Origin of the sequence: Bacillus sp. SRB_331 (assembly GCF_003264175.1) — a bacterium.
Lineage (GTDB): Bacteria > Bacillota > Bacilli > Bacillales > Bacillaceae_G > Bacillus_A > Bacillus_A mycoides.
Map to the genome: position 1 here is coordinate 12,223 of NZ_NADV01000064.1, position 17,681 is coordinate 29,903.

The window sequence follows — 17,681 nt, forward strand, 5'->3', positions numbered from 1 at the left end:
CTCCTTTTTATCTGAATTTTCAGAAATATATTTTGATAAGTAAGGGACAATCCCCTCACTTATCAAACAGTTACTTCACAAGAGTAATAAAAGATTTTAATTTTCCGGCCGCATGAACATACGCTCTCGCCGATGCTTCTAATACGTCTTGCGCAACACCAAAACCTGATACTTGATGAGTTCCTTCTTTTAATTCAACATGAACATGTGCAAGTGCATCTTGACCTTGCGTTATAGATTGTATGCGATAATCCGCTAAGTCACATTCTAATCCTAAAATTCTTTGAATTGCATTATAGATCGCTTCAATACTTCCAGAACCAGTTGCTGCATCTTCGTACATATTTCCTTCCTCATCTTTTAGTACAACCGTTGCACACTGTGTGCTATTTGATACGAAATGTACTTGCAATTGAGTAATGCTATATTGCTGAGCCGCAAATGCTGCTTCACCAAGCATAAGCGCACGTAAATCTTCTTCTGTAATTTCTTTTTTACGGTCAGCCAAGTTTTTAAATGCTTCAAACACCACATCTCGTTCTTCTTTTGTAAACTCATAACCAAGTTCTTTCATTTTTTCAGTAAACGCATGGCGCCCGGAATGCTTTCCTAATACAAATAGATTTTGTGACTCTCCAATCAGTGATGGTTCAATAATTTCATACGTCGTTACTTCTTTTAATACACCGTCTTGATGAATACCTGATTCGTGAGCAAAAGCATTTGCTCCAACAATCGCCTTATTTTTCGGTACAACCATACCCGTTAACCGACTTACTAACGTACTCGTCGCTTTAATTTCTTTTAATGCCATAGAGGATTCTGCTTCATAGAAATCTTTTCTAATATGGAGAGCAACCGCGACTTCTTCTAGCGCCGCATTCCCCGCTCTTTCTCCAATTCCATTAATCGTTCCTTCTACTTGTAACGCTCCGCCTTCAACCGCAGCTAACGAATTCGCTACTGCCATCCCAAGATCATCGTGACAATGACAAGAGAAAATTGCTTTTTCATACGACGGAACGGATTCTTGTAAGTATTTAAAAAGAGAATAATATTCTTCTGGATTCGTATATCCAACTGTATCAGGAATATTGATTACATTCGCTCCTGCGCGAATCGCGACTTCTACTGCTTCAGCTAAAAATGCTCTCGATGTTCTTGTTGCATCTTCTGCTGAAAATTGAACTGTTGGAAATAGTGATTTCCCGAGCGTAACCGAGCGATGTATGCTATCTAATACATCTTCTTTTGACATACAAAGCTTATATTTCATATGAATGTCACTCGTAGCTAAAAATACGTGTAAACGAGGAGAGACAGCGCCTTTCACAGCTTCATAGGCTCTTCGAATATCACTTTCTTTCGCTCTAGCTAAACTCATAACCGTAGCATTTTGAATGGTATTTGCGATACGTTTTACCGATTGAAAATCACCTTCAGAAGCTGCTGCGAATCCAGCTTCCATTACATTAATACCAAGTCTCTCTAGTTGCCTCGCAATCTGTAATTTCTCTTGTTCATTTAAATTAACTCCTGGTGATTGTTCGCCATCACGTAGCGTCGTATCCATGAACAAAATTTGCTTCATATTATTTGACCCCTGCCTTTACTCGCGGCTGTACAAACGGCATCATTTCACGTAATTTACGTCCAACTACTTCGATTTCATGTTCATTTTCTTTTTCATTTGTCGCATGGAAATTTGGTTTTCCTGCTTTATGCTCTGCAATCCAGCCTCTTGCAAATGTACCATCTTGAATTTCTGCTAGCACTGCACCCATCGCTTTCTTCGTATCTTCCGTTACAACGCGTGGTCCTGATACGAAGTCGCCCCACTGCGCTGTATCTGAAACTGAATATCTCATATTTTCAAGTCCGCCTTCATACATAAGGTCAACGATTAGTTTTAGTTCATGTAAACATTCAAAATATGCAACTTCCGGTTGATAACCAGCATCAACTAACGTTTCAAACCCAGCTTTTACTAGTGCAGTCACTCCGCCGCAAAGTACAGCTTGCTCTCCAAATAAATCTGTTTCTGTTTCTTCTTTAAACGTTGTTTCTAATACACCTGCTCTCGTCGCCCCAATTCCATCTGCATATGAAAGTGCCTTTTCAGTCGCAACTCCTGTTGCATCTTGATATACTGCAAATAATGCAGGAACAGCTCCCCCTTCCGCAAACGTACGACGTACTAGATGTCCTGGACCTTTCGGTGCTACTAGAAATACATCTACATTAGCTGGCGGTTTTACTTGATCAAAGTGAACATTAAATCCATGCGCGAAAACGAGAGAATTGCCGCCTTGTAAGTTTGGTGCAATTTCAGCTTCATATACTTCCGGCTGTAATTCATCAGGTAGTAGAATCATTACTACATCTGCTTTTTCTGCTGCTTCCGCTACTGTATATACAGAAAAACCGTCTTCTTTCGCCTTATCCCATGACTTCCCTTTCCTCAGTCCTACTACCACATCAAATCCGTTATCACGTAAGTTTTGCGCATGCGCATGGCCTTGCGATCCATATCCGATGATTGCTACTTTCTTTTCCTTTAATACATTTACCGTTACGTCTTTTTCATAATAAACTTTCGCCATTTTCATTTCCCCCTATTTTTTAAATAATTATTGAATTAACATAACCTGTTTATCTTGTTTTTTCATACTACGTGTAAATGCTGTTACACCTGTTCTAGCAATTTCTTTCAAACCATATGGACGAAGTAATTCAATTAACGCTTCTACTTTCTCCTGGGTACCTGTTACTTGCACCACTATGGAATCCTTCCCAACGTCTATTACAGCGGCTCGGAACGGTTCAATTAAACTATATAATTCTGCTCTTGCTACAGACGTTGCTACTTTAATAAGTGCAAGTTCTCTAGCGATCATCGCTTCTTCTGTAATATCTGATACTTTCAGTACATCGATTTGCTTATGAAGTTGTTTAATTAACTGCTCAACTTGCTGTTCATTTTCAACGTGTACAACAATCGTCATTCTCGAAATATCCGATGATTCCGTATGACCTACTGAAATACTTTCAATATTAAAATGTCTACGTGTCATAACACCTGTAATTCGATTTAACACACCGCTTTGATTTCGAACTGTCGCTGTTACAATTCTCTTCACCTTTTCTCCACTCCCTCCATTTGATGAACGCCTTTTCCTGGGGCAACCATCGGCATTACCTTTTCGGATTGAAGTACGCGGCAATCAATTACAACAGGCTCTCTTAACTCAATTGCATACTGTAATTGTTGCTTTGCAAGAAGTGGGTCTTCAATACGAACACCTTTTATGCCATAAGCATTGGCAAGCGCAACAAAATCTGGTTGGCATGAAAGTAAGGAGTGCGAATATCGCCCATTATAAAATTCCTCTTGCCATTGTCTTACCATCCCTAAAGCTTCATTATTTAAAATAAAAACTTTAACTGGTAAAGAATGCTCTTTTAACACACTAAGTTCTTGCAGGGTCATTTGAAATCCAGCATCACCGACAATTGCAATAACTAGTTCTTCAGGCTTTGCGATTTGTGCACCTATTGCTGCTGGAAACCCGAAGCCCATTGTTCCTAAGCCTCCAGAAGTTACCCATTTATCTGGATTTTTCAGCGGATAATATTGAGCTGCCCACATTTGATGTTGCCCAACATCTGTCGTTACAATCGCTTCCCCTTTCGTAATTTCGTATAGCATATCAATTGCATATTGAGGCTTAATACATTCCGAATGCTCTTTGTAAGAAAGAGGGTATTTTTCTTTTCTACTATTCAATAATGAGAGCCAATCATTGTGATTTACTTCCCCTTCCTTAAAGTTGAGTAGAGCTTCTAATGCTTGCTTCGCACTCGCAACAATTGGAATTTCAGTCGGCACATTTTTTCCGATTTCCGCTGGATCAATATCTATATGTGCGACAATCGCTTCTTTAGCAAAATAAGCTAAATTTCCAGTAAGACGATCGTCAAATCTTGCTCCTATATTTATAAGTAGATCACATTCATATAACGCCATATTAGCCGTGTAAGAACCGTGCATTCCTCCCATCCCAAGAAATAATTTATCATCTGGCGGAAAACCACCAAGACCAAGTAATGTATGAACAACAGGAATTTCATATTTACGAGCAAAGCTTGTTAATTCTTTCGATGCCTTTGCATGCAATACACCTGCTCCAGCTAAAATTAACGGTTTTTTTGAAGTCGCAATCGCTTGTAATAATTTGTTTATTTGTAGTAGATTCGGTTCGTAATTAGGCTGGTATCCTGGTAAATCCATTTGTACATCACTACATCGCTCACCTTTCTCTACTACCATATCTTTCGGAAGGTCAATTACGACTGGGCCTGGTCTTCCTGTTCTAGCGATATGAAATGCTTCTTTAATAATTCGGGGTAAATCCGATGCTTTTCGTACTTGATAATTATGTTTTGTCACCGGCATCGTAAGCCCCATAATATCAGCTTCTTGGAAAGCATCACTCCCGATTAACGTTGTTGCTACTTGCCCTGTAAATACAACAAGTGGCAATGAATCAATCATCGCGTCAGCTAGACCAGTAATAACATTTGTAGCACCCGGTCCACTTGTTGCAATTACCACTCCTGGATTTCCTGTAATTCTTGCATATCCTTCAGCAGCATGAATTGCACCTTGCTCATGCCTCGTTAAAATATGCGGAATTTCACAATCATAAAGCGCATCATATAGAGGTAAAACCGCACCACCTGGATAACCAAAAATCACCTCTACTCCTTCCTTTTCTAGCGCTTCTAACAATAGCTGTGCACCAGTTGCCAGTTTCTCTTCCGTTTTTGAAGACATTTTTCTTATAAGCCCCCTTTTTTAAAACATTTATAAAATAAAAAAATCCTACGTCCACACTCCAGCTATGTGCTGAAGGGACGAAAGATTTCGCGGTACCACCCTTCTTTGCAAGATTACTCTTGCCTCAGTGACTCGGGATATGAGTCTAGCTAATAACGGAGCTACCGTCTAAGCCTAAACAAACGTTTCAGCTTAGCACTCAAGGGTGATGTTCGTCGACGTGAACCATCGGTTTCCAGCAACCACCGACTCTCTGTGAGGCTTCACAGTCAACTACTCCTCCCTATCAACGCTTTATCATGTCATAAGAGCTATTATCCAACTTTATTTTCTTCGTAAATTTTCTCTCCATCTTCTACAACTAATTTACGGAATTCTTCTAATAAACGATTCGTATGTGGCCCTGTTCTACCTAAACCAATCGTTCTTCCATCTACTGTCGTAACAGCAATTACTTCAGCAGCTGTTCCTGTTAAAAACACTTCATCAGCTACATATACATCATGCCTTGTAAATAATTCTTCTCTTACGTCATATCCAAGTTTTTCGCCGATTTCTAAAATCGCGTTTCGTGTAATACCTTCTAACGCTCCAGCAGAACTTGGTGGTGTAATTAATTTATTTCCCTTCACAATAAATACATTATCTCCAGAGCCTTCAGCTACATATCCTTGGTCATTTAACATAAGTGCTTCTTGTACTCCAGCTAATTTCGCCTCAATGCGAACTAAAATATTATTTAAGTAATTTAAAGATTTTACTTGAGGCGATAAAACATCCGGGCGATTGCGACGCGTTGCAACTGTTATAATCGGAATCCCTTTTTCATAATATTCTTGTGGAAATAAAGATAATTGCTCTGCAATTACTACTACATTTGGTTTCGTACAAGAATCGGGATCTAATCCCAAGTTCCCAGGTCCTCTTGATACAACGAGGCGGATATATCCATTAGATATTTTGTTTTGTCGAATCGTTTCAACAACGATTTTCGTTGCTTCTTCTAACGTATATGGAATTTCTAACATGATGGATTTCGCTGATTCATATAACCGGACAAGATGCTCTCTCAAACGGAAAACATTACCGCTATATACCCTAATTCCTTCGAACACTCCATCGCCATATAAATAGCCATGATCATATACTGAAACCTTTGCTTCGTCTTTTGGAACAAATTCTCCATTTAAGAAAATCCACTGCTCGTTCACTTGAAAGCGCCCCCTATGTTCTATGAGTTTTTTATTGTTTCCTAGTCTACTCTCCTTTTTAAATAAATCAAGTGAATTTTTAGAAAATTTTTAATTTTTAATCGTACGTACATCTTTGTTTATATTGATTTAATAACATTGTTAACGTTTACAAAAAGTCAAAATTTTTTTTCGTCAAATTCTACTAAAAAAAATATTTGTTTAAAAGAAGGGTTTTCGCCAATTGATACGAATCTATTGTATTCAATAAACGGACGTCCGATTTTATAAATCCGGTAATATACAACGACTTTTGGTGAAAAAGGGGGAAAATAACAAAAATAACGCTGTCTAAAAATAACATTCATATTTTTCATTTAGTAATCATAATCCTATTTTTAAAAAACAATTTGTCAAATTGAAGGAGGAAATAACAATGGCGTGTGTACAAATTAAAGGAACGAGACAAGAGGTAGTAGAAATGCTTCAATTATTTGATTTAATGGATACGAAAGGTTTTTGTAAATTCGATAATTACGTTGAAGTAGAACCACATAGCAAAAAACATAACAACTACACAGCTTCAATCGATATTCAGTCTAATAACAGTTCAGCACAAGATACATTAAACGATCAATTCGTAAGTCAAATGCTTACTGGTGTATATAACGACTAAACAAATATTCTCTTCCTACCATCTTTTCATAAATATATGCTATGAACTTGAGCATACTAGCAACTAGATGGTAGGAGGTGAAAATTATGGCTAGAATTGGTGTTGAGAACTCTTTAACTGATGTTCAACAAGCTCTTCAGCAACAAGGACATGAAGTCGTTTCACTTAACTCTGAAAATGATGCACATGGGTGTGATTGTTGCGTTGTAACCGGGCAAGATTCTAATATGATGGGCATTGCAGATACATCGATAAAAGGATCTGTAATTAAAGCACATGGTTTAACAACAGATGAAATTTGTCAGCAAGTTGAAAACCGCACTTAATCATTTTTATCACATTATTTGTGAGCTAACATGTAAAGGGAATAGAATGGTTCCACTGATTATAGTTTCAATTTATTTATAGAAAGAGGGCTCCTTTTCAAAAGGAGCCCTCTTTTTTATATTCACCTAACGGGAAAGTAACATATACTGGATGAAAGCCCTACCTCTCTCTCATCATTACGGTTCCACTGACCGCTCCTTGATTCACTAGTATACATATAAAGCTTACATATACAATTTATAGGGTTTGTTCACAAAAGTTGTTGGTAAGACTACCCGATCTTTCGCAAACTTTTCGTATTATATTCATAAGATTTATTTACTTTACACTAGCTTTAACCGAGACACGAATTAAAATTCTAACACCAATACAATAACTTGTCAACATTTTTTACAAATTAAAAACAGACATTAACGGTTTGTCTGTTTTAGAATGGAGCTTTTTCTTTTATTACATATACAACAAAACCGCTTACTAACATACATAAGCCAACTACTAAGTTTTTGATATTAATCATAAATTCCTCTCCCTTATTCCACACATCATATATATTTACAGTTCAATTATTCCGATCGTCATAAAGCGCACTTTTTCTAATATATCATAATTCCTAAAAAATGCAAGTTCACTTTTGGCGACCATTCACAAATTTATCCACAGTGCTTGGCACAGTATTTAACGCTTTTTCAATTAAATGTGTACTACTATTGAGATGCAACACTTGCACACCGTTAGAACCAACTACTAAAAAAGCAACTGGGCTAATAGAAACCCCAGCCCCGCTTCCGCCTCCGAATGGATGACTTTGCCTGTTCTCTTTATGCTGCCCTTGTCCGCCGTTATGTTTTTCAGAAATAAAATCCCCTTTAAAGTCACTTCCACCAGCTCCAAAACCAAAAGCCACTTGAGATACTGTTAATACTACATTTCCGTCAGCTGTTGAAACCGGACTTCCAACAATCGTATTTACATCTACCATCTCTTTTAAATTTGTCATTGCTGTTTTCATTAAATTTTCAATTGGATGTTCCATTATGTACTACACCCTTTCCTCATTATTCTTTTTTATACTTTCCAAAATAGAGGAAGTCATACTAAGTTTTCCTATTTTGAAAAAACATTTTCCACTTTCCAATTGGATATTACTCCCTGTACATGCTCGGATAAAAAGGGAAAAGAGATACATACTACTATTGAACCTTGTTATGAAAGGAGTCCTTACTTTGACTGAGAAATTTGATGAATATAAAAAAAGAGATCGAATAGATAGTGATTATAAAGAAGAATACGCAGCTGAAGTTGCACCACAGCATATCGATTATGATGATAAAGATAACGCTGAGGTAAGATCGTCTGCAGCTGGATCGACTGCTGGTTTCATTGCTCTTGCCTTAGCAATATTATCATTATTCACATTCCCAACACTATTTGGTCTTGTGTCTGTTCTACTTGGTATTTACGCTTATAATCGCGGGGCTACTGTAACTGGCGGTACCGCTGCCATTGTGGGTGGTATCGCTGCACTCATTGCGATTTTATTCCGAGTGGCGCTTATTGGTTTATTGTTCTCTCTTTTTTAAAAAGAAAAAGGTATCTCGCTTTATGCGGGATACCTTATCCTGTAAATACATCTTCTGATGGATATTTAATTTTTTGTTTTGCTGGTCGTGCCAAAGAGAACACAAGTGTTAACGGTCCGATTAATCCACAAAACATAACAAACATAATAATACATTTTCCAAATGCCGATAGCTTCGCAGTAATCCCCATTGTTAACCCTACTGTACCAAACGCTGAAATTGTCTCAAATAATAACTGAATAAAACTGAAGTCTTCTGTAAGCATTAATACAAATACCGCTGTAAAAATAAGTATTTGACTAGCAACGACAATTGCTAACGCTCTCGTTACTGTCGACATTTTAATCGTACGCTGAAATAAAACAAAATTCTCTTTCTTTCTAAAGAAAGAAAGAACTGATGTAATTAAAATAACGAATGTCGTTAACTTAATTCCACCGCCTGTCGATACACTTCCCGCACCAATAAACATTAATACCATCGTAAATAGTATCGATGACTCTTCCATCCCCCCATAATCTACCGTGTTAAAACCAGCTGTACGAGGTGTAATTCCTTGGAAGAACGAAGCCCATAATTTTTCATTTAAAGATAAGTGCCCCAAAGTCTTCACATTATTATATTCCAATACAAAAATCACAATCATCGCAATAACATTAAGTGCTATCGTTCCAACAATCATGATTTTGGAGTGCAGTGATAATTTTCGGAAACTACGGCTATACCATATATCAATTAATACCGTAAATCCTAACCCTCCTATTACAATTAAAGAACAAATCCCAATATTAATAATAGGATCTCCTACATATCTTGTTAAATTATCTGGCCAAAGCGCAAAGCCGGCATTATTATATGACGCAATAACGTGAAAAATACTATAGTATAAACCTTTTCCAAAACCAAACTCTGGAATAAAGCGAATCGATAAAAAGATAACTCCAATTAGCTCAATACAAATAGAAAAAATAAAAACACGTTTTACTAATTTCACAAGACCACCAATATTTGTTTGATTAAATGCTTCTCCAATTAATAATCGGTGGCGTAAACCAATTTTTTTCCCTAATACCCAAACAATTAAAATGGCTATCGTCATAAGACCGAGACCACCCGTTTGAATTAAAAACATAATAACAATTTCACCAAACATCGTAAACGTACTCGCAGTATCTACAACACCTAAACCGGTTACAGTCGCTGCCGACGTAGCTGTAAAGAAAGCATCTACCCAACTAATATGTACTTTCGTTGCAAACGGTAACTTTAATAACAATCCTCCGACCACAATTAAACAAAAAAAGCCTAATGCTAAAATTTGTGGTGGATTCAATCGTATAAAACGATTATACAACCCTTGTTTTTTTGCTACTTCCATATCACTAACTCCCTTTATCAAGTGAAGCTTTTATCCCCTCATAAATAAAGACTCTTTAAGAGCCTACAAGTAGCGGGATAAACCTTATATTCTTATAATATAGTTGAGCATAATCCTTTTTTTCATAGATTTCAACTTTTATTTATATTCAGACTCCTATCGTTTTACAAAAGAATATTTTCTATTATATCTCCACTTATACTATAACTCTTACAACAACTATTTTATCCTTTTTCAAATTCCCCTATCTTTCACTCCAAGTTCACACGAGAGTCACATCTACCTTTTATAGTATATGTATCGGAGCTGTTCCTCCCTAATTTATAAGACATTCCCCAGTGTCTTGAACAGCTTTCCATCCCTAATTAAATTGACATAAATTGTCCCCTTCCCTTGACCATCCTATATGTGATGGTCTTATTTTTTTATTCTTTCTATCTTTTATTTGAAACTCCCTCTCTCTTTCACTCCATGTTCACACGAGGATCACATCTACCTTTTATAGTATACGTATCGGAGCTGTTCCTCCCTAATTTATAAGACATTCCCCAGTGTCTTGAACAGCTTTCCATCCCTAATTAAATTGACATAAATTGTCCCCTTCCTTTGACCATCCTATATGTGATGGTCTTATTTTTTTATTCTCTCTTTCTTCTTACTTAAAACTCCCTCTCTCTTTCACTCTATGTTCATATCTATCTTTTATAGTATATGTATCGAAGCTGTTCCTCCCTAATTTATAAGACATTCCCCAGTGTCTTTGAATAGCTTCCATCCCTAATTAAATTGATATAAATTGTCCCCTTCCCTAGGCCATCATGTGATGGTCTATTTTGTTTTCCACATACATAATTTAACTCTCTTCGCTTATCTCAGCAAAATTGATCTATCCATATTCAAACAAATATTTAGATACAAAACATTCAGAAAATACTGTCAAAATAGGCATTTTTTCGGTACAATTAATTTAGAAAGTAATTTTACAAAAATAAGGGGGGCTTTTATTGAAACAAACAAAGGCAATCTTAGTTGCATTATTTCTCGGTCTAGTTGTTGGACTCACTTTAAATTTAGCTGCTCCATCCATTTTTGAGCCATTAAATCAATATGTGTTCAATCCACTTGGTCAATTATTTATTCGCCTCATTAAAATGCTAGTTGTTCCTGTTGTATTCATTTCTATCGTACTTGGGGCTGCTGGTCTTGGAGATCCGAAACAGCTTGGAAGAATCGGCTTAAAATCAATTTCATTCTTTCTCGTAACAACAGCAGTTGCCATCTCTATTGCGGTTACATTTGCACTTATCATCAAACCAGGAGCTGGTGGTAACTTTAAAACAGACGGGCTTAAGTATGAAGGTGCAAAAACTGAAACATCTTTCATCGACACACTACTTAACATCGTGCCAGATAACCCAGCAAAAGCGATGGCTGATGGTAACATGTTACAAATCATTGCCTTTGCCGCATTGATCGGACTCGGTTTAGCTGTTTTAGGAAAACGAGTTCAAGGTATCCATTCATTACTTGAACAGGGCAACGAATTAATGATGTATCTTGTTAATCTCGTCATGAAATTAGCTCCAATCGGAACATTCGGGTTGCTCGCTTCGTCCGTTGGTAAAATGGGTCTTGCAGGCGTCTCTGCGATGTTCAAGTATATGATTGTCGTTATGTTGGTACTCATTATTCACGGTGTCTTCGTATACGGCGGCTTATTAAAGGTATTGGCAAAAGAAAGTATTATTCGTTTCTTTAAACATTTCGGACCGGTAATGGCAATTGGATTTAGTACATCTAGCTCTAATGCATCTCTTCCATTTGCTATGAAAACCGCACAAGAAAAACTTGGAGTTCCAAAAGCGATAAGCTCTTTTGTACAACCACTAGGTGCAACGATTAATATGGATGGCACTGCCATTATGCAAGGTGTGGCAACTGTATTTATCGCTCAAGTGTACGGAGTTGAACTTACATTAGCACAATTAGCCATGGTCGTATTAACTGCTGTACTAGCTAGTATCGGCACTGCTGGTGTACCAGGTGTTGGACTTGTAATGCTTACGATGGTTTTAAATCAAGTAAACCTACCAGTAGAAGGTATTGCTTTAATTATCGGTATTGATCGCATCCTAGATATGTCTAGAACAGCTGTAAATATTTCCGGTGATGCAATTTGCGCAATGATTGTCGCAAAATCAGAAGAAAAATATAATACAGATCAATCGGCAGCATCTTAAATCAAAAAAGGAGTGAATTATTTCACTCCTTTTTTGATTTGCTTCCTTTTTTCGAACGATATTCTTTTCCTTTATTATCATTACCTGTTTCAAATTCAGTACTAAACTCCTGCTGGAATTGCCCTGATTTCGGTGAACCTTGATTTCCGCTACCTTTACTACCATTACGATTCGTCATATTTCTACCTCCTTCCTTTATTAGTAGTATGGCGCTCTATCTTTTTTCATACACATTTTATTTTTTATCATCTATTACACACAGAAGAAGACCTTCCATATATGAGGAAGGTCTTCTTTTTCATTAGGTAAGCGTTTTCTTATTTGTAATTATTTAAATAAGTTTTTTAGAAATAGATATCATTATATCCATTTCATCTTCTGAAAGTGCGGAAAATCTTTCTTGTAAATATTTCTTTTTCTCACCTTCCATTTTCGCCACTAAATCTTTCCCTTGTTCTGTAATCTCCAAATATACAACTCGGCGATCTGACGTAGAGCGTGAACGAGTTACAAAACCTTTATTAATTAATTTTTCTGTAACAGCTGTAATATGACTATTCGACACATTTAACTCATTCGCTACACGTGATACCATTTCTTTATTCGTACGATTCAATATTCTAAGGACGATGAACTCATTCCACGGTATGTAACCACCAAATATTTTTCCAATATCATTACGCAACGTGCGAAACATTGCAAAAACATTTGTCGATAGTTCTTCCATTAATTGTTCTCGATTTTGAGACAATTTTGACAGCCCCTTTTATTTCATTTAGTTAAATAAAAACCTTATTAATAATTTTACATGAAATCTTACTTTTTGTCACCTTATTTTCCCATAATTCGTAGTTTTTTAATAGATATTTCATGGTACAATGAAATTGATTTTCCAGAAAAAGGAGTTGGGATAATGAGTGAAGAAGACAAATTTTCTAATCTCAGTCTAAAAGATAAGACTATTATTATTAGTGTTGTTATTCTTATTCTCATTATATTCTTTGCATTTATATTCTTTGTATATGTAGGAATCTTTCAAATTACAGGTATAGAATATTCATCAAGAACAGCTCTACTACTCTTTTTTTACTTATTATTTTATTAGATGGTATTACATATTTTATATTCATTTTCTTTAAAGTGCTCCTACATCCAATGATGACAAGTATGCCCAATTGGCTCTCAATTGCTCTGCTCTCTATAATTGAAATTACGTTAGATTGGTTTGTCATACATACCGCCGATGACTGGATAGAGAGTGTACAAATGTCCAACATAGCTGAATTATGTGTCGCACTATTCCTTTACACACTAAATAAATTATTTAGTGATAAGAAAGAGTAAGAATACAAGCTTTTCTATATAAAAATTGGTACAATAAAAATAAATCATACTAAAGAGGTGTTACTTATGAACTTACTACAATGGGCTGATAAAGGCATGTCCTTTGATACATATGTGAATGAAATGAAAGTAAACCAATACGAGCTACTACACATTTACAATAACTTTTTAATTCCAAATGAATTACTTCCTATATTAGAAGAACGCCAAAATGATGGCTGGCGTGTTATCGTATTAACAGCTGATTGGTGCGGCGATGCTCTTTTATGTGTACCTGTTATGAAACGAATTTCTGAAGTTGCAAATATTGATATGCGTTTATTAATTCGCGATGAAAACTTAGAGTTAATGGATCAATACTTAACAAACGGAACAGCACGTGCGATTCCAATCTTTATTTTCATTGATAAAGACGGAAATGAACAAGCCGTCTTTGGACCACGAGCTCCAAAAATACAAGAATTAGTAACTTCAATGCGCGCTACATTACCTGAAAAAGAAGATCCAACATTCGAAGAGAAACAAAAAGAAATGTATGCTAATTTCCGTGCTACATTAGCTGATGATACTTCTCTTTGGGAACATGTAATGGAAAGCATGATTGAAAAAGTAGTAAAATAAAAAACATGCCGAATTCGGCATGTTTTTTATTTTACTAAATTATAATCCTTTTTTCTGAGAATATACAGCATCTACGCACGCTGCTAAACGTTCCATTTCACCCATGTATATTCCACGTGTCATCCACCCAGTCAACTTGTACATAATCTTATATAAAAAATTCTTCGGTTCAAATTCTACGATTAAAGTAAGCGATGTACCTTCTTCATCCTCTTCTAACATATAAGTTGCAGCTGTATAACCTTGCTTCATCTCACATCCAACTGAAACGATATACGGTTCATCATACTCTAAAATTTCCGCCTCAAATTCATATATTTTCTTCCCCATCTTTTGTACAGATATATATTTGTCACCTTCACGAGGGTTTTCAACATCTATATTTGAAGGATACCTATTTTCTACCATAAAGGTACTCCATTCTAGTATTTTCTCGTCATTGTGTACATAATCAAATACAACATCAATTGGTGCTGGAATTACTATTTCTATTGCAAAACTCACTAAATTGCTCCTCTCAAATACCCTATCGATTTCCTTAAAATTATTATAACGAAATCATTATGGCATATTTCACATGGTGAAATACAAGTAATTGAAGGTAAAAGTTTCATTTTTCTCTCTCTATAAAAAAATACCCTACAGAGTAGACTTTTTTTCAAGAGTCTATTCTATAGGGTATTGCTGATATTTTATACTTACATAATGAAGAAATAGAATACCGCAGCTAAAATGAAACGGTAGTAAGCGAACGGTGTTAGTTTTACACGACCTAATAATTTTAAGAATGAAACAATTGCAAGCATCGCAACAACGAATGCTGTAATAAATCCAGTTGCAAATAACGGTATATCAGCCGCGCTTAATATATCCCAGCTTTTAATTAAATCTAAGGCACTTGCAGCTACCATCATTGGCACCGCTAAAATAAATGTATATTCCGCTGCCGCTGTATGCGAAACACGTGCTAATAAACCACCACTTATTGTTGATCCAGAACGAGAAAACCCTGGCCAAAGTGCTAAACATTGGAACATTCCGATTGTAAATGCTTGCTTATATGTGATTTCATCTAACGTTCTTGCTGTACTTGGTTTTGAAAACTTCTCAGCAACAATCATTAAAATACCACCAGCTACTAAGCTAATAACAACCGGTCCTGGACCGAATAAAACTTCTTTAATTGCGCTATGGAATAGTACGCCGAGTATGCCGGCAGGAATCATCCCGATAATAATATGTAATAAATTTAAAGATGGTCCATCAGTTACTTTCCCTATTCCAACTAATGACCATAAACGTTTCCAAAATATAACAACAACTGCTAAAATCGATCCCAACTGAATAACAACTTCGAAAACTTTCGCTCTATCGTCTTCAAATCCAATTAAGTGTCCTGTTAAAATCATATGTCCTGTTGATGATACTGGTAAAAACTCTGTTAAACCTTCAACAGCACCCATGATTAATCCAATTAACCAATCAGCCACAAGTAGTGCCTCCTTAATAACGAATATGTAATTTTTTCACACCTTATCATAATACCTTATCCCTTTTCAAAGTGCATCCTTTTTTTATTGATTTCATTTGTTGTATACGCTTATTTCTTTTCTATTTTTTGATTAAATTGTATGATAATAAGAGTTTGTTTTTTACGTTGAAAGGGGATTTTATGAAAGAAACTACTTCATTCTCACAAAAGTTAAAGCAATTTTTACTACTCTTTTTCCCGATTTTTGTAACGCAAATGTCATTATTTGCGATGAGCTTTTTTGATACGACAATGTCAGGACATGCGAGTCCTATTGATTTAGCGGGTGTTGCTATCGGAACAAGTATATGGCTTCCCGTTAGTACCGGCTTAACAGGAATTTTAATGGCTACTACTCCTATTGTTGCACAGCTCGTTGGATCAAAGAAAAAGGAGGACGTTCCCCACATTGTCATACAAGCAGTATATTTAGCAATTTGTGCTAGTTTCGTTGTTATCCTTATCGGATTCTTCGCTGTTTCACCTATTTTAAATGGCATGCAATTAGAAGAACCCGTGGAACGTATTGCAGCACAATTTTTAATTATTATCGCGATTGGAATTATCCCTTTATTTACTTACACCGTCTTACGTGGATTTATTGATGCATTAGGAAAAACTCGAACAACGATGATTATTACATTACTATCATTACCAATTAATGTAGTATTAAATTACTTATTAATTTTTGGTCACTTTGGCTTTCCAAAACTCGGTGGTGTTGGTGCGGCAATCGCTTCTGCAGCAACCTATTGGTGTATTTTAATTATTACGGTTATTATTATTCGTACGAAAGAGCCTTTCGCTTCTTTCAATATCTTTAAACAGTTATACCGCCCTTCCTTTACAATCTGGAAGGAATTCCTGAAACTTGGCGTCCCTATCGGATTTGCTATCTTTTTTGAGACGAGTATTTTCGCTGCGGTAACACTTATGATGAGTAATTTTAGTACGACAACAATAGCAGCACATCAAGCAGCTATGAACTTTGCTTCCTTGTTATATATGACTCCTTTAAGTTTAGCAATGGCAATGACGATAGCCGTTGGATTTGAAGTTGGAGCAAAACGATACAATAATGCGAAACAATATGGATTTATCGGAATTGGGTTAGCCCTTGCTTTCGCTCTTTTATATTCAATCCTTCTTTATTTCTTTGATGATGAAATTGCTTCTATTTATACGACAAATGCAAATGTCCATCATTTAGCTAAAGAATTTCTTATATTCGCGATTTTATTTCAAATTTCAGATGCGATTGCAACTCCAGTACAAGGAGCACTTCGTGGTTATAAAGACGTAAATGTTGCCTTAATTATGACATTAATAGCTTATTGGGTAATAGGTCTACCTCTTGGCTACATGCTAGCAACTTATACTGACTGGGCAGCAAAAGGTTATTGGATCGGTCTTATTATCGGTCTAGCATTTGGAGCAACCTTCCTGCTTATCCGTCTCTTTCAAGTACAAAGAAAATATACAACGCAAAGCAGCCGCTAATGATATAGCGGCTGTTTTCTTCATGCATATTTTTTCTTGTAACGTGTAACATAATGAAAAAGAAAGGTGGATACATATGGACGAAAAACAAAAGAAACAATCATTCGATGAAGAATTCGCCCCTGAAATTTCACCTGGATATCGGCAAGATGTACATAAGCCACCTAAATATAAAAACACTTCTTTTTTAATGGGCATTACCATTTTCGCAGCTGTATTACTCGTGCTCATCATTTTCGTCTATTTTTAAGGAAGGGTGGTCTATTATATGAAGAAACAAGATTCAAATCGTTCAAAAAGAACTGTTAAAACAGAAAAAGGATATGCAGGAGATTCTGTTCATACACTGAAACAAGTTGAGCAAGGAAATTTATACATTGCTCAAAAAGAACTTGGTCAACAAAATGAAAATCTTTAAAGTCCCTCTGCTTCTGAACTGTACCCCGAATCATGG

General features: G+C 36.1%; 21 protein-coding genes, 1 pseudogene and 1 other annotated feature. Of the genes and pseudogenes, 9 read left to right on the top strand and 13 right to left on the bottom strand.

Going from position 1 to position 17,681, the window contains the following annotated elements; genetic code table 11:
• Positions 1 to 70 precede the first annotated feature (70 nt).
• The 6 genes from leuA to B5P42_RS33200 all read right to left on the bottom strand — a co-directional run bounded on the left by leuA (position 71) and on the right by B5P42_RS33200 (position 6,407).
• Complete coding sequence (gene leuA, locus B5P42_RS29570; RefSeq protein ID WP_113735917.1) at positions 71 to 1,591, bottom strand: 2-isopropylmalate synthase; 1,521 nt, start codon at positions 1,589 to 1,591, stop codon at positions 71 to 73.
• A 1-nt stretch (position 1,592) separates the two neighbouring features.
• Positions 1,593 to 2,609 (bottom strand): ketol-acid reductoisomerase, encoded by a 1,017-nt coding sequence (ilvC, locus tag B5P42_RS29575; protein WP_003188179.1) that lies wholly within the window; start codon positions 2,607 to 2,609, stop codon positions 1,593 to 1,595.
• A 21-nt stretch (positions 2,610 to 2,630) separates the two neighbouring features.
• Entirely contained in the window at positions 2,631 to 3,140 is a 510-nt protein-coding gene (gene ilvN / locus B5P42_RS29580) for an acetolactate synthase small subunit (protein WP_000822948.1), read from the bottom strand.
• On the bottom strand, positions 3,137 to 4,837 hold the full coding sequence (gene ilvB, locus B5P42_RS29585; RefSeq protein WP_002168823.1) for an acetolactate synthase large subunit: 1,701 nt from the start codon (positions 4,835 to 4,837) through the stop codon (positions 3,137 to 3,139). Before ilvB ends, ilvN begins: the two co-directional genes overlap by 4 nt.
• 73 nt (positions 4,838 to 4,910) lie before the next feature.
• Positions 4,911 to 5,139: a binding site (T-box leader), on the bottom strand.
• Between the two features lie 15 nt (positions 5,140 to 5,154).
• Entirely contained in the window at positions 5,155 to 6,051 is an 897-nt protein-coding gene (gene ilvE / locus B5P42_RS29590) for a branched-chain-amino-acid transaminase (RefSeq protein ID WP_107886965.1), read from the bottom strand.
• A gap of 158 nt (positions 6,052 to 6,209) precedes the next feature.
• The gene (locus B5P42_RS33200; RefSeq protein ID WP_016119886.1) at positions 6,210 to 6,407 is read right to left on the bottom strand and encodes a hypothetical protein; all 198 of its coding nucleotides are present in this window, start codon (positions 6,405 to 6,407) and stop codon (positions 6,210 to 6,212) included.
• 59 nt (positions 6,408 to 6,466) lie between these two features.
• On the opposite strand from B5P42_RS33200, the gene B5P42_RS29600 reads away from it, so the two are divergent.
• Complete coding sequence (locus B5P42_RS29600; RefSeq protein ID WP_016119885.1) at positions 6,467 to 6,706, top strand: DUF3911 family protein; 240 nt, start codon at positions 6,467 to 6,469, stop codon at positions 6,704 to 6,706.
• Between the two features lie 86 nt (positions 6,707 to 6,792).
• Complete coding sequence (locus B5P42_RS29605; protein WP_002011725.1) at positions 6,793 to 7,032, top strand: YkuS family protein; 240 nt, start codon at positions 6,793 to 6,795, stop codon at positions 7,030 to 7,032.
• A gap of 428 nt (positions 7,033 to 7,460) precedes the next feature.
• Here B5P42_RS29605 and B5P42_RS29610 read toward each other — a convergent pair whose 3' ends face one another.
• Both B5P42_RS29610 and ytfJ read right to left on the bottom strand, forming a co-directional pair.
• Complete coding sequence (locus tag B5P42_RS29610) at positions 7,461 to 7,550, bottom strand: hypothetical protein (RefSeq protein ID WP_000608225.1); 90 nt, start codon at positions 7,548 to 7,550, stop codon at positions 7,461 to 7,463.
• A 108-nt stretch (positions 7,551 to 7,658) separates the two neighbouring features.
• Positions 7,659 to 8,066 carry a GerW family sporulation protein gene (ytfJ, locus tag B5P42_RS29615; protein ID WP_002064435.1) on the bottom strand — a complete coding sequence of 136 codons (408 nt, stop codon included), beginning with the start codon at positions 8,064 to 8,066 and terminating at the stop codon, positions 7,659 to 7,661.
• Between the two features lie 172 nt (positions 8,067 to 8,238).
• Here ytfJ and B5P42_RS29620 point away from each other — a divergent pair, with 172 nt between their 5' ends.
• Positions 8,239 to 8,613, top strand: a complete 375-nt coding sequence (locus B5P42_RS29620) for an imidazole glycerol phosphate synthase (protein ID WP_080118818.1) — start codon at positions 8,239 to 8,241, stop codon at positions 8,611 to 8,613.
• A 34-nt stretch (positions 8,614 to 8,647) separates the two neighbouring features.
• Here the strand turns inward: B5P42_RS29620 and B5P42_RS29625 are convergent, their stop codons facing one another.
• Positions 8,648 to 9,991 (bottom strand): TrkH family potassium uptake protein, encoded by a 1,344-nt coding sequence (locus B5P42_RS29625; protein WP_044437938.1) that lies wholly within the window; start codon positions 9,989 to 9,991, stop codon positions 8,648 to 8,650.
• A gap of 1,004 nt (positions 9,992 to 10,995) precedes the next feature.
• Between B5P42_RS29625 and B5P42_RS29630 the strand changes: the two genes are divergently transcribed.
• Positions 10,996 to 12,231: a dicarboxylate/amino acid:cation symporter gene (locus tag B5P42_RS29630; protein ID WP_113735918.1), complete on the top strand. Its 1,236-nt coding sequence runs from the start codon at positions 10,996 to 10,998 to the stop codon at positions 12,229 to 12,231.
• A gap of 22 nt (positions 12,232 to 12,253) precedes the next feature.
• Here the strand turns inward: B5P42_RS29630 and B5P42_RS29635 are convergent, their stop codons facing one another.
• Positions 12,254 to 12,409, bottom strand: a complete 156-nt coding sequence (locus tag B5P42_RS29635) for a hypothetical protein (RefSeq protein ID WP_000184933.1) — start codon at positions 12,407 to 12,409, stop codon at positions 12,254 to 12,256.
• Between the two features lie 153 nt (positions 12,410 to 12,562).
• A complete protein-coding gene (locus B5P42_RS29640) occupies positions 12,563 to 12,982 on the bottom strand; it encodes a MarR family winged helix-turn-helix transcriptional regulator (protein WP_002166098.1) in 420 nt (139 codons plus the stop codon).
• Between the two features lie 162 nt (positions 12,983 to 13,144).
• Here B5P42_RS29640 and B5P42_RS29645 point away from each other — a divergent pair.
• Both B5P42_RS29645 and B5P42_RS29650 read left to right on the top strand, forming a co-directional pair.
• Positions 13,145 to 13,575: pseudogene (locus B5P42_RS29645) on the top strand (regulatory YrvL family protein).
• Between the two features lie 33 nt (positions 13,576 to 13,608).
• Positions 13,609 to 14,196 carry a thioredoxin family protein gene (locus B5P42_RS29650; RefSeq protein ID WP_088292765.1) on the top strand — a complete coding sequence of 196 codons (588 nt, stop codon included), beginning with the start codon at positions 13,609 to 13,611 and terminating at the stop codon, positions 14,194 to 14,196.
• Positions 14,197 to 14,235: 39 nt separating this feature from the next.
• Here B5P42_RS29650 and B5P42_RS29655 read toward each other — a convergent pair whose 3' ends face one another.
• Complete coding sequence (locus tag B5P42_RS29655; protein ID WP_002126258.1) at positions 14,236 to 14,700, bottom strand: SRPBCC family protein; 465 nt, start codon at positions 14,698 to 14,700, stop codon at positions 14,236 to 14,238.
• Positions 14,701 to 14,894: 194 nt separating this feature from the next.
• Entirely contained in the window at positions 14,895 to 15,686 is a 792-nt protein-coding gene (uppP, locus tag B5P42_RS29660) for a bacitracin resistance undecaprenyl-diphosphatase (protein WP_002086752.1), read from the bottom strand.
• A gap of 182 nt (positions 15,687 to 15,868) precedes the next feature.
• Here uppP and B5P42_RS29665 point away from each other — a divergent pair, with 182 nt between their 5' ends.
• The 3 genes from B5P42_RS29665 (at position 15,869) to B5P42_RS32185 (ending at position 17,645) form a co-directional block, all read left to right on the top strand.
• On the top strand, positions 15,869 to 17,227 hold the full coding sequence (locus tag B5P42_RS29665; RefSeq protein WP_113735919.1) for an MATE family efflux transporter: 1,359 nt from the start codon (positions 15,869 to 15,871) through the stop codon (positions 17,225 to 17,227).
• Positions 17,228 to 17,303: 76 nt separating this feature from the next.
• Positions 17,304 to 17,477: a hypothetical protein gene (locus B5P42_RS29670; RefSeq protein ID WP_000343684.1), complete on the top strand. Its 174-nt coding sequence runs from the start codon at positions 17,304 to 17,306 to the stop codon at positions 17,475 to 17,477.
• A gap of 18 nt (positions 17,478 to 17,495) precedes the next feature.
• Positions 17,496 to 17,645: a hypothetical protein gene (locus B5P42_RS32185; protein ID WP_000743737.1), complete on the top strand. Its 150-nt coding sequence runs from the start codon at positions 17,496 to 17,498 to the stop codon at positions 17,643 to 17,645.
• Positions 17,646 to 17,681: the final 36 nt, after the last annotated feature.

What these genes read in the sequence shown, in the direction of transcription:
- B5P42_RS29600 (WP_016119885.1), top strand. Translation starts at nt 6,467, where the DNA reads ATGGCGTGTGTACAAATTAAAGGAACGAGACAAGAGGTAGTAGAAATG.
- B5P42_RS29610 (WP_000608225.1), bottom strand. Translation starts at nt 7,550, where the DNA reads ATGATTAATATCAAAAACTTAGTAGTTGGCTTATGTATGTTAGTAAGC.
- ilvC (WP_003188179.1), bottom strand. Translation starts at nt 2,609, where the DNA reads ATGAAAATGGCGAAAGTTTATTATGAAAAAGACGTAACGGTAAATGTA.
- leuA (WP_113735917.1), bottom strand. Translation starts at nt 1,591, where the DNA reads ATGAAGCAAATTTTGTTCATGGATACGACGCTACGTGATGGCGAACAA.
- B5P42_RS32185 (WP_000743737.1), top strand. Translation starts at nt 17,496, where the DNA reads ATGAAGAAACAAGATTCAAATCGTTCAAAAAGAACTGTTAAAACAGAA.
- ilvB (WP_002168823.1), bottom strand. Translation starts at nt 4,837, where the DNA reads ATGTCTTCAAAAACGGAAGAGAAACTGGCAACTGGTGCACAGCTATTG.
- B5P42_RS29670 (WP_000343684.1), top strand. Translation starts at nt 17,304, where the DNA reads ATGGACGAAAAACAAAAGAAACAATCATTCGATGAAGAATTCGCCCCT.
- B5P42_RS29620 (WP_080118818.1), top strand. Translation starts at nt 8,239, where the DNA reads ATGAAAGGAGTCCTTACTTTGACTGAGAAATTTGATGAATATAAAAAA.
- ytfJ (WP_002064435.1), bottom strand. Translation starts at nt 8,066, where the DNA reads ATGGAACATCCAATTGAAAATTTAATGAAAACAGCAATGACAAATTTA.
- B5P42_RS33200 (WP_016119886.1), bottom strand. Translation starts at nt 6,407, where the DNA reads ATGAAAAATATGAATGTTATTTTTAGACAGCGTTATTTTTGTTATTTT.
- B5P42_RS29605 (WP_002011725.1), top strand. Translation starts at nt 6,793, where the DNA reads ATGGCTAGAATTGGTGTTGAGAACTCTTTAACTGATGTTCAACAAGCT.
- B5P42_RS29665 (WP_113735919.1), top strand. Translation starts at nt 15,869, where the DNA reads ATGAAAGAAACTACTTCATTCTCACAAAAGTTAAAGCAATTTTTACTA.
- B5P42_RS29625 (WP_044437938.1), bottom strand. Translation starts at nt 9,991, where the DNA reads ATGGAAGTAGCAAAAAAACAAGGGTTGTATAATCGTTTTATACGATTG.
- B5P42_RS29635 (WP_000184933.1), bottom strand. Translation starts at nt 12,409, where the DNA reads ATGACGAATCGTAATGGTAGTAAAGGTAGCGGAAATCAAGGTTCACCG.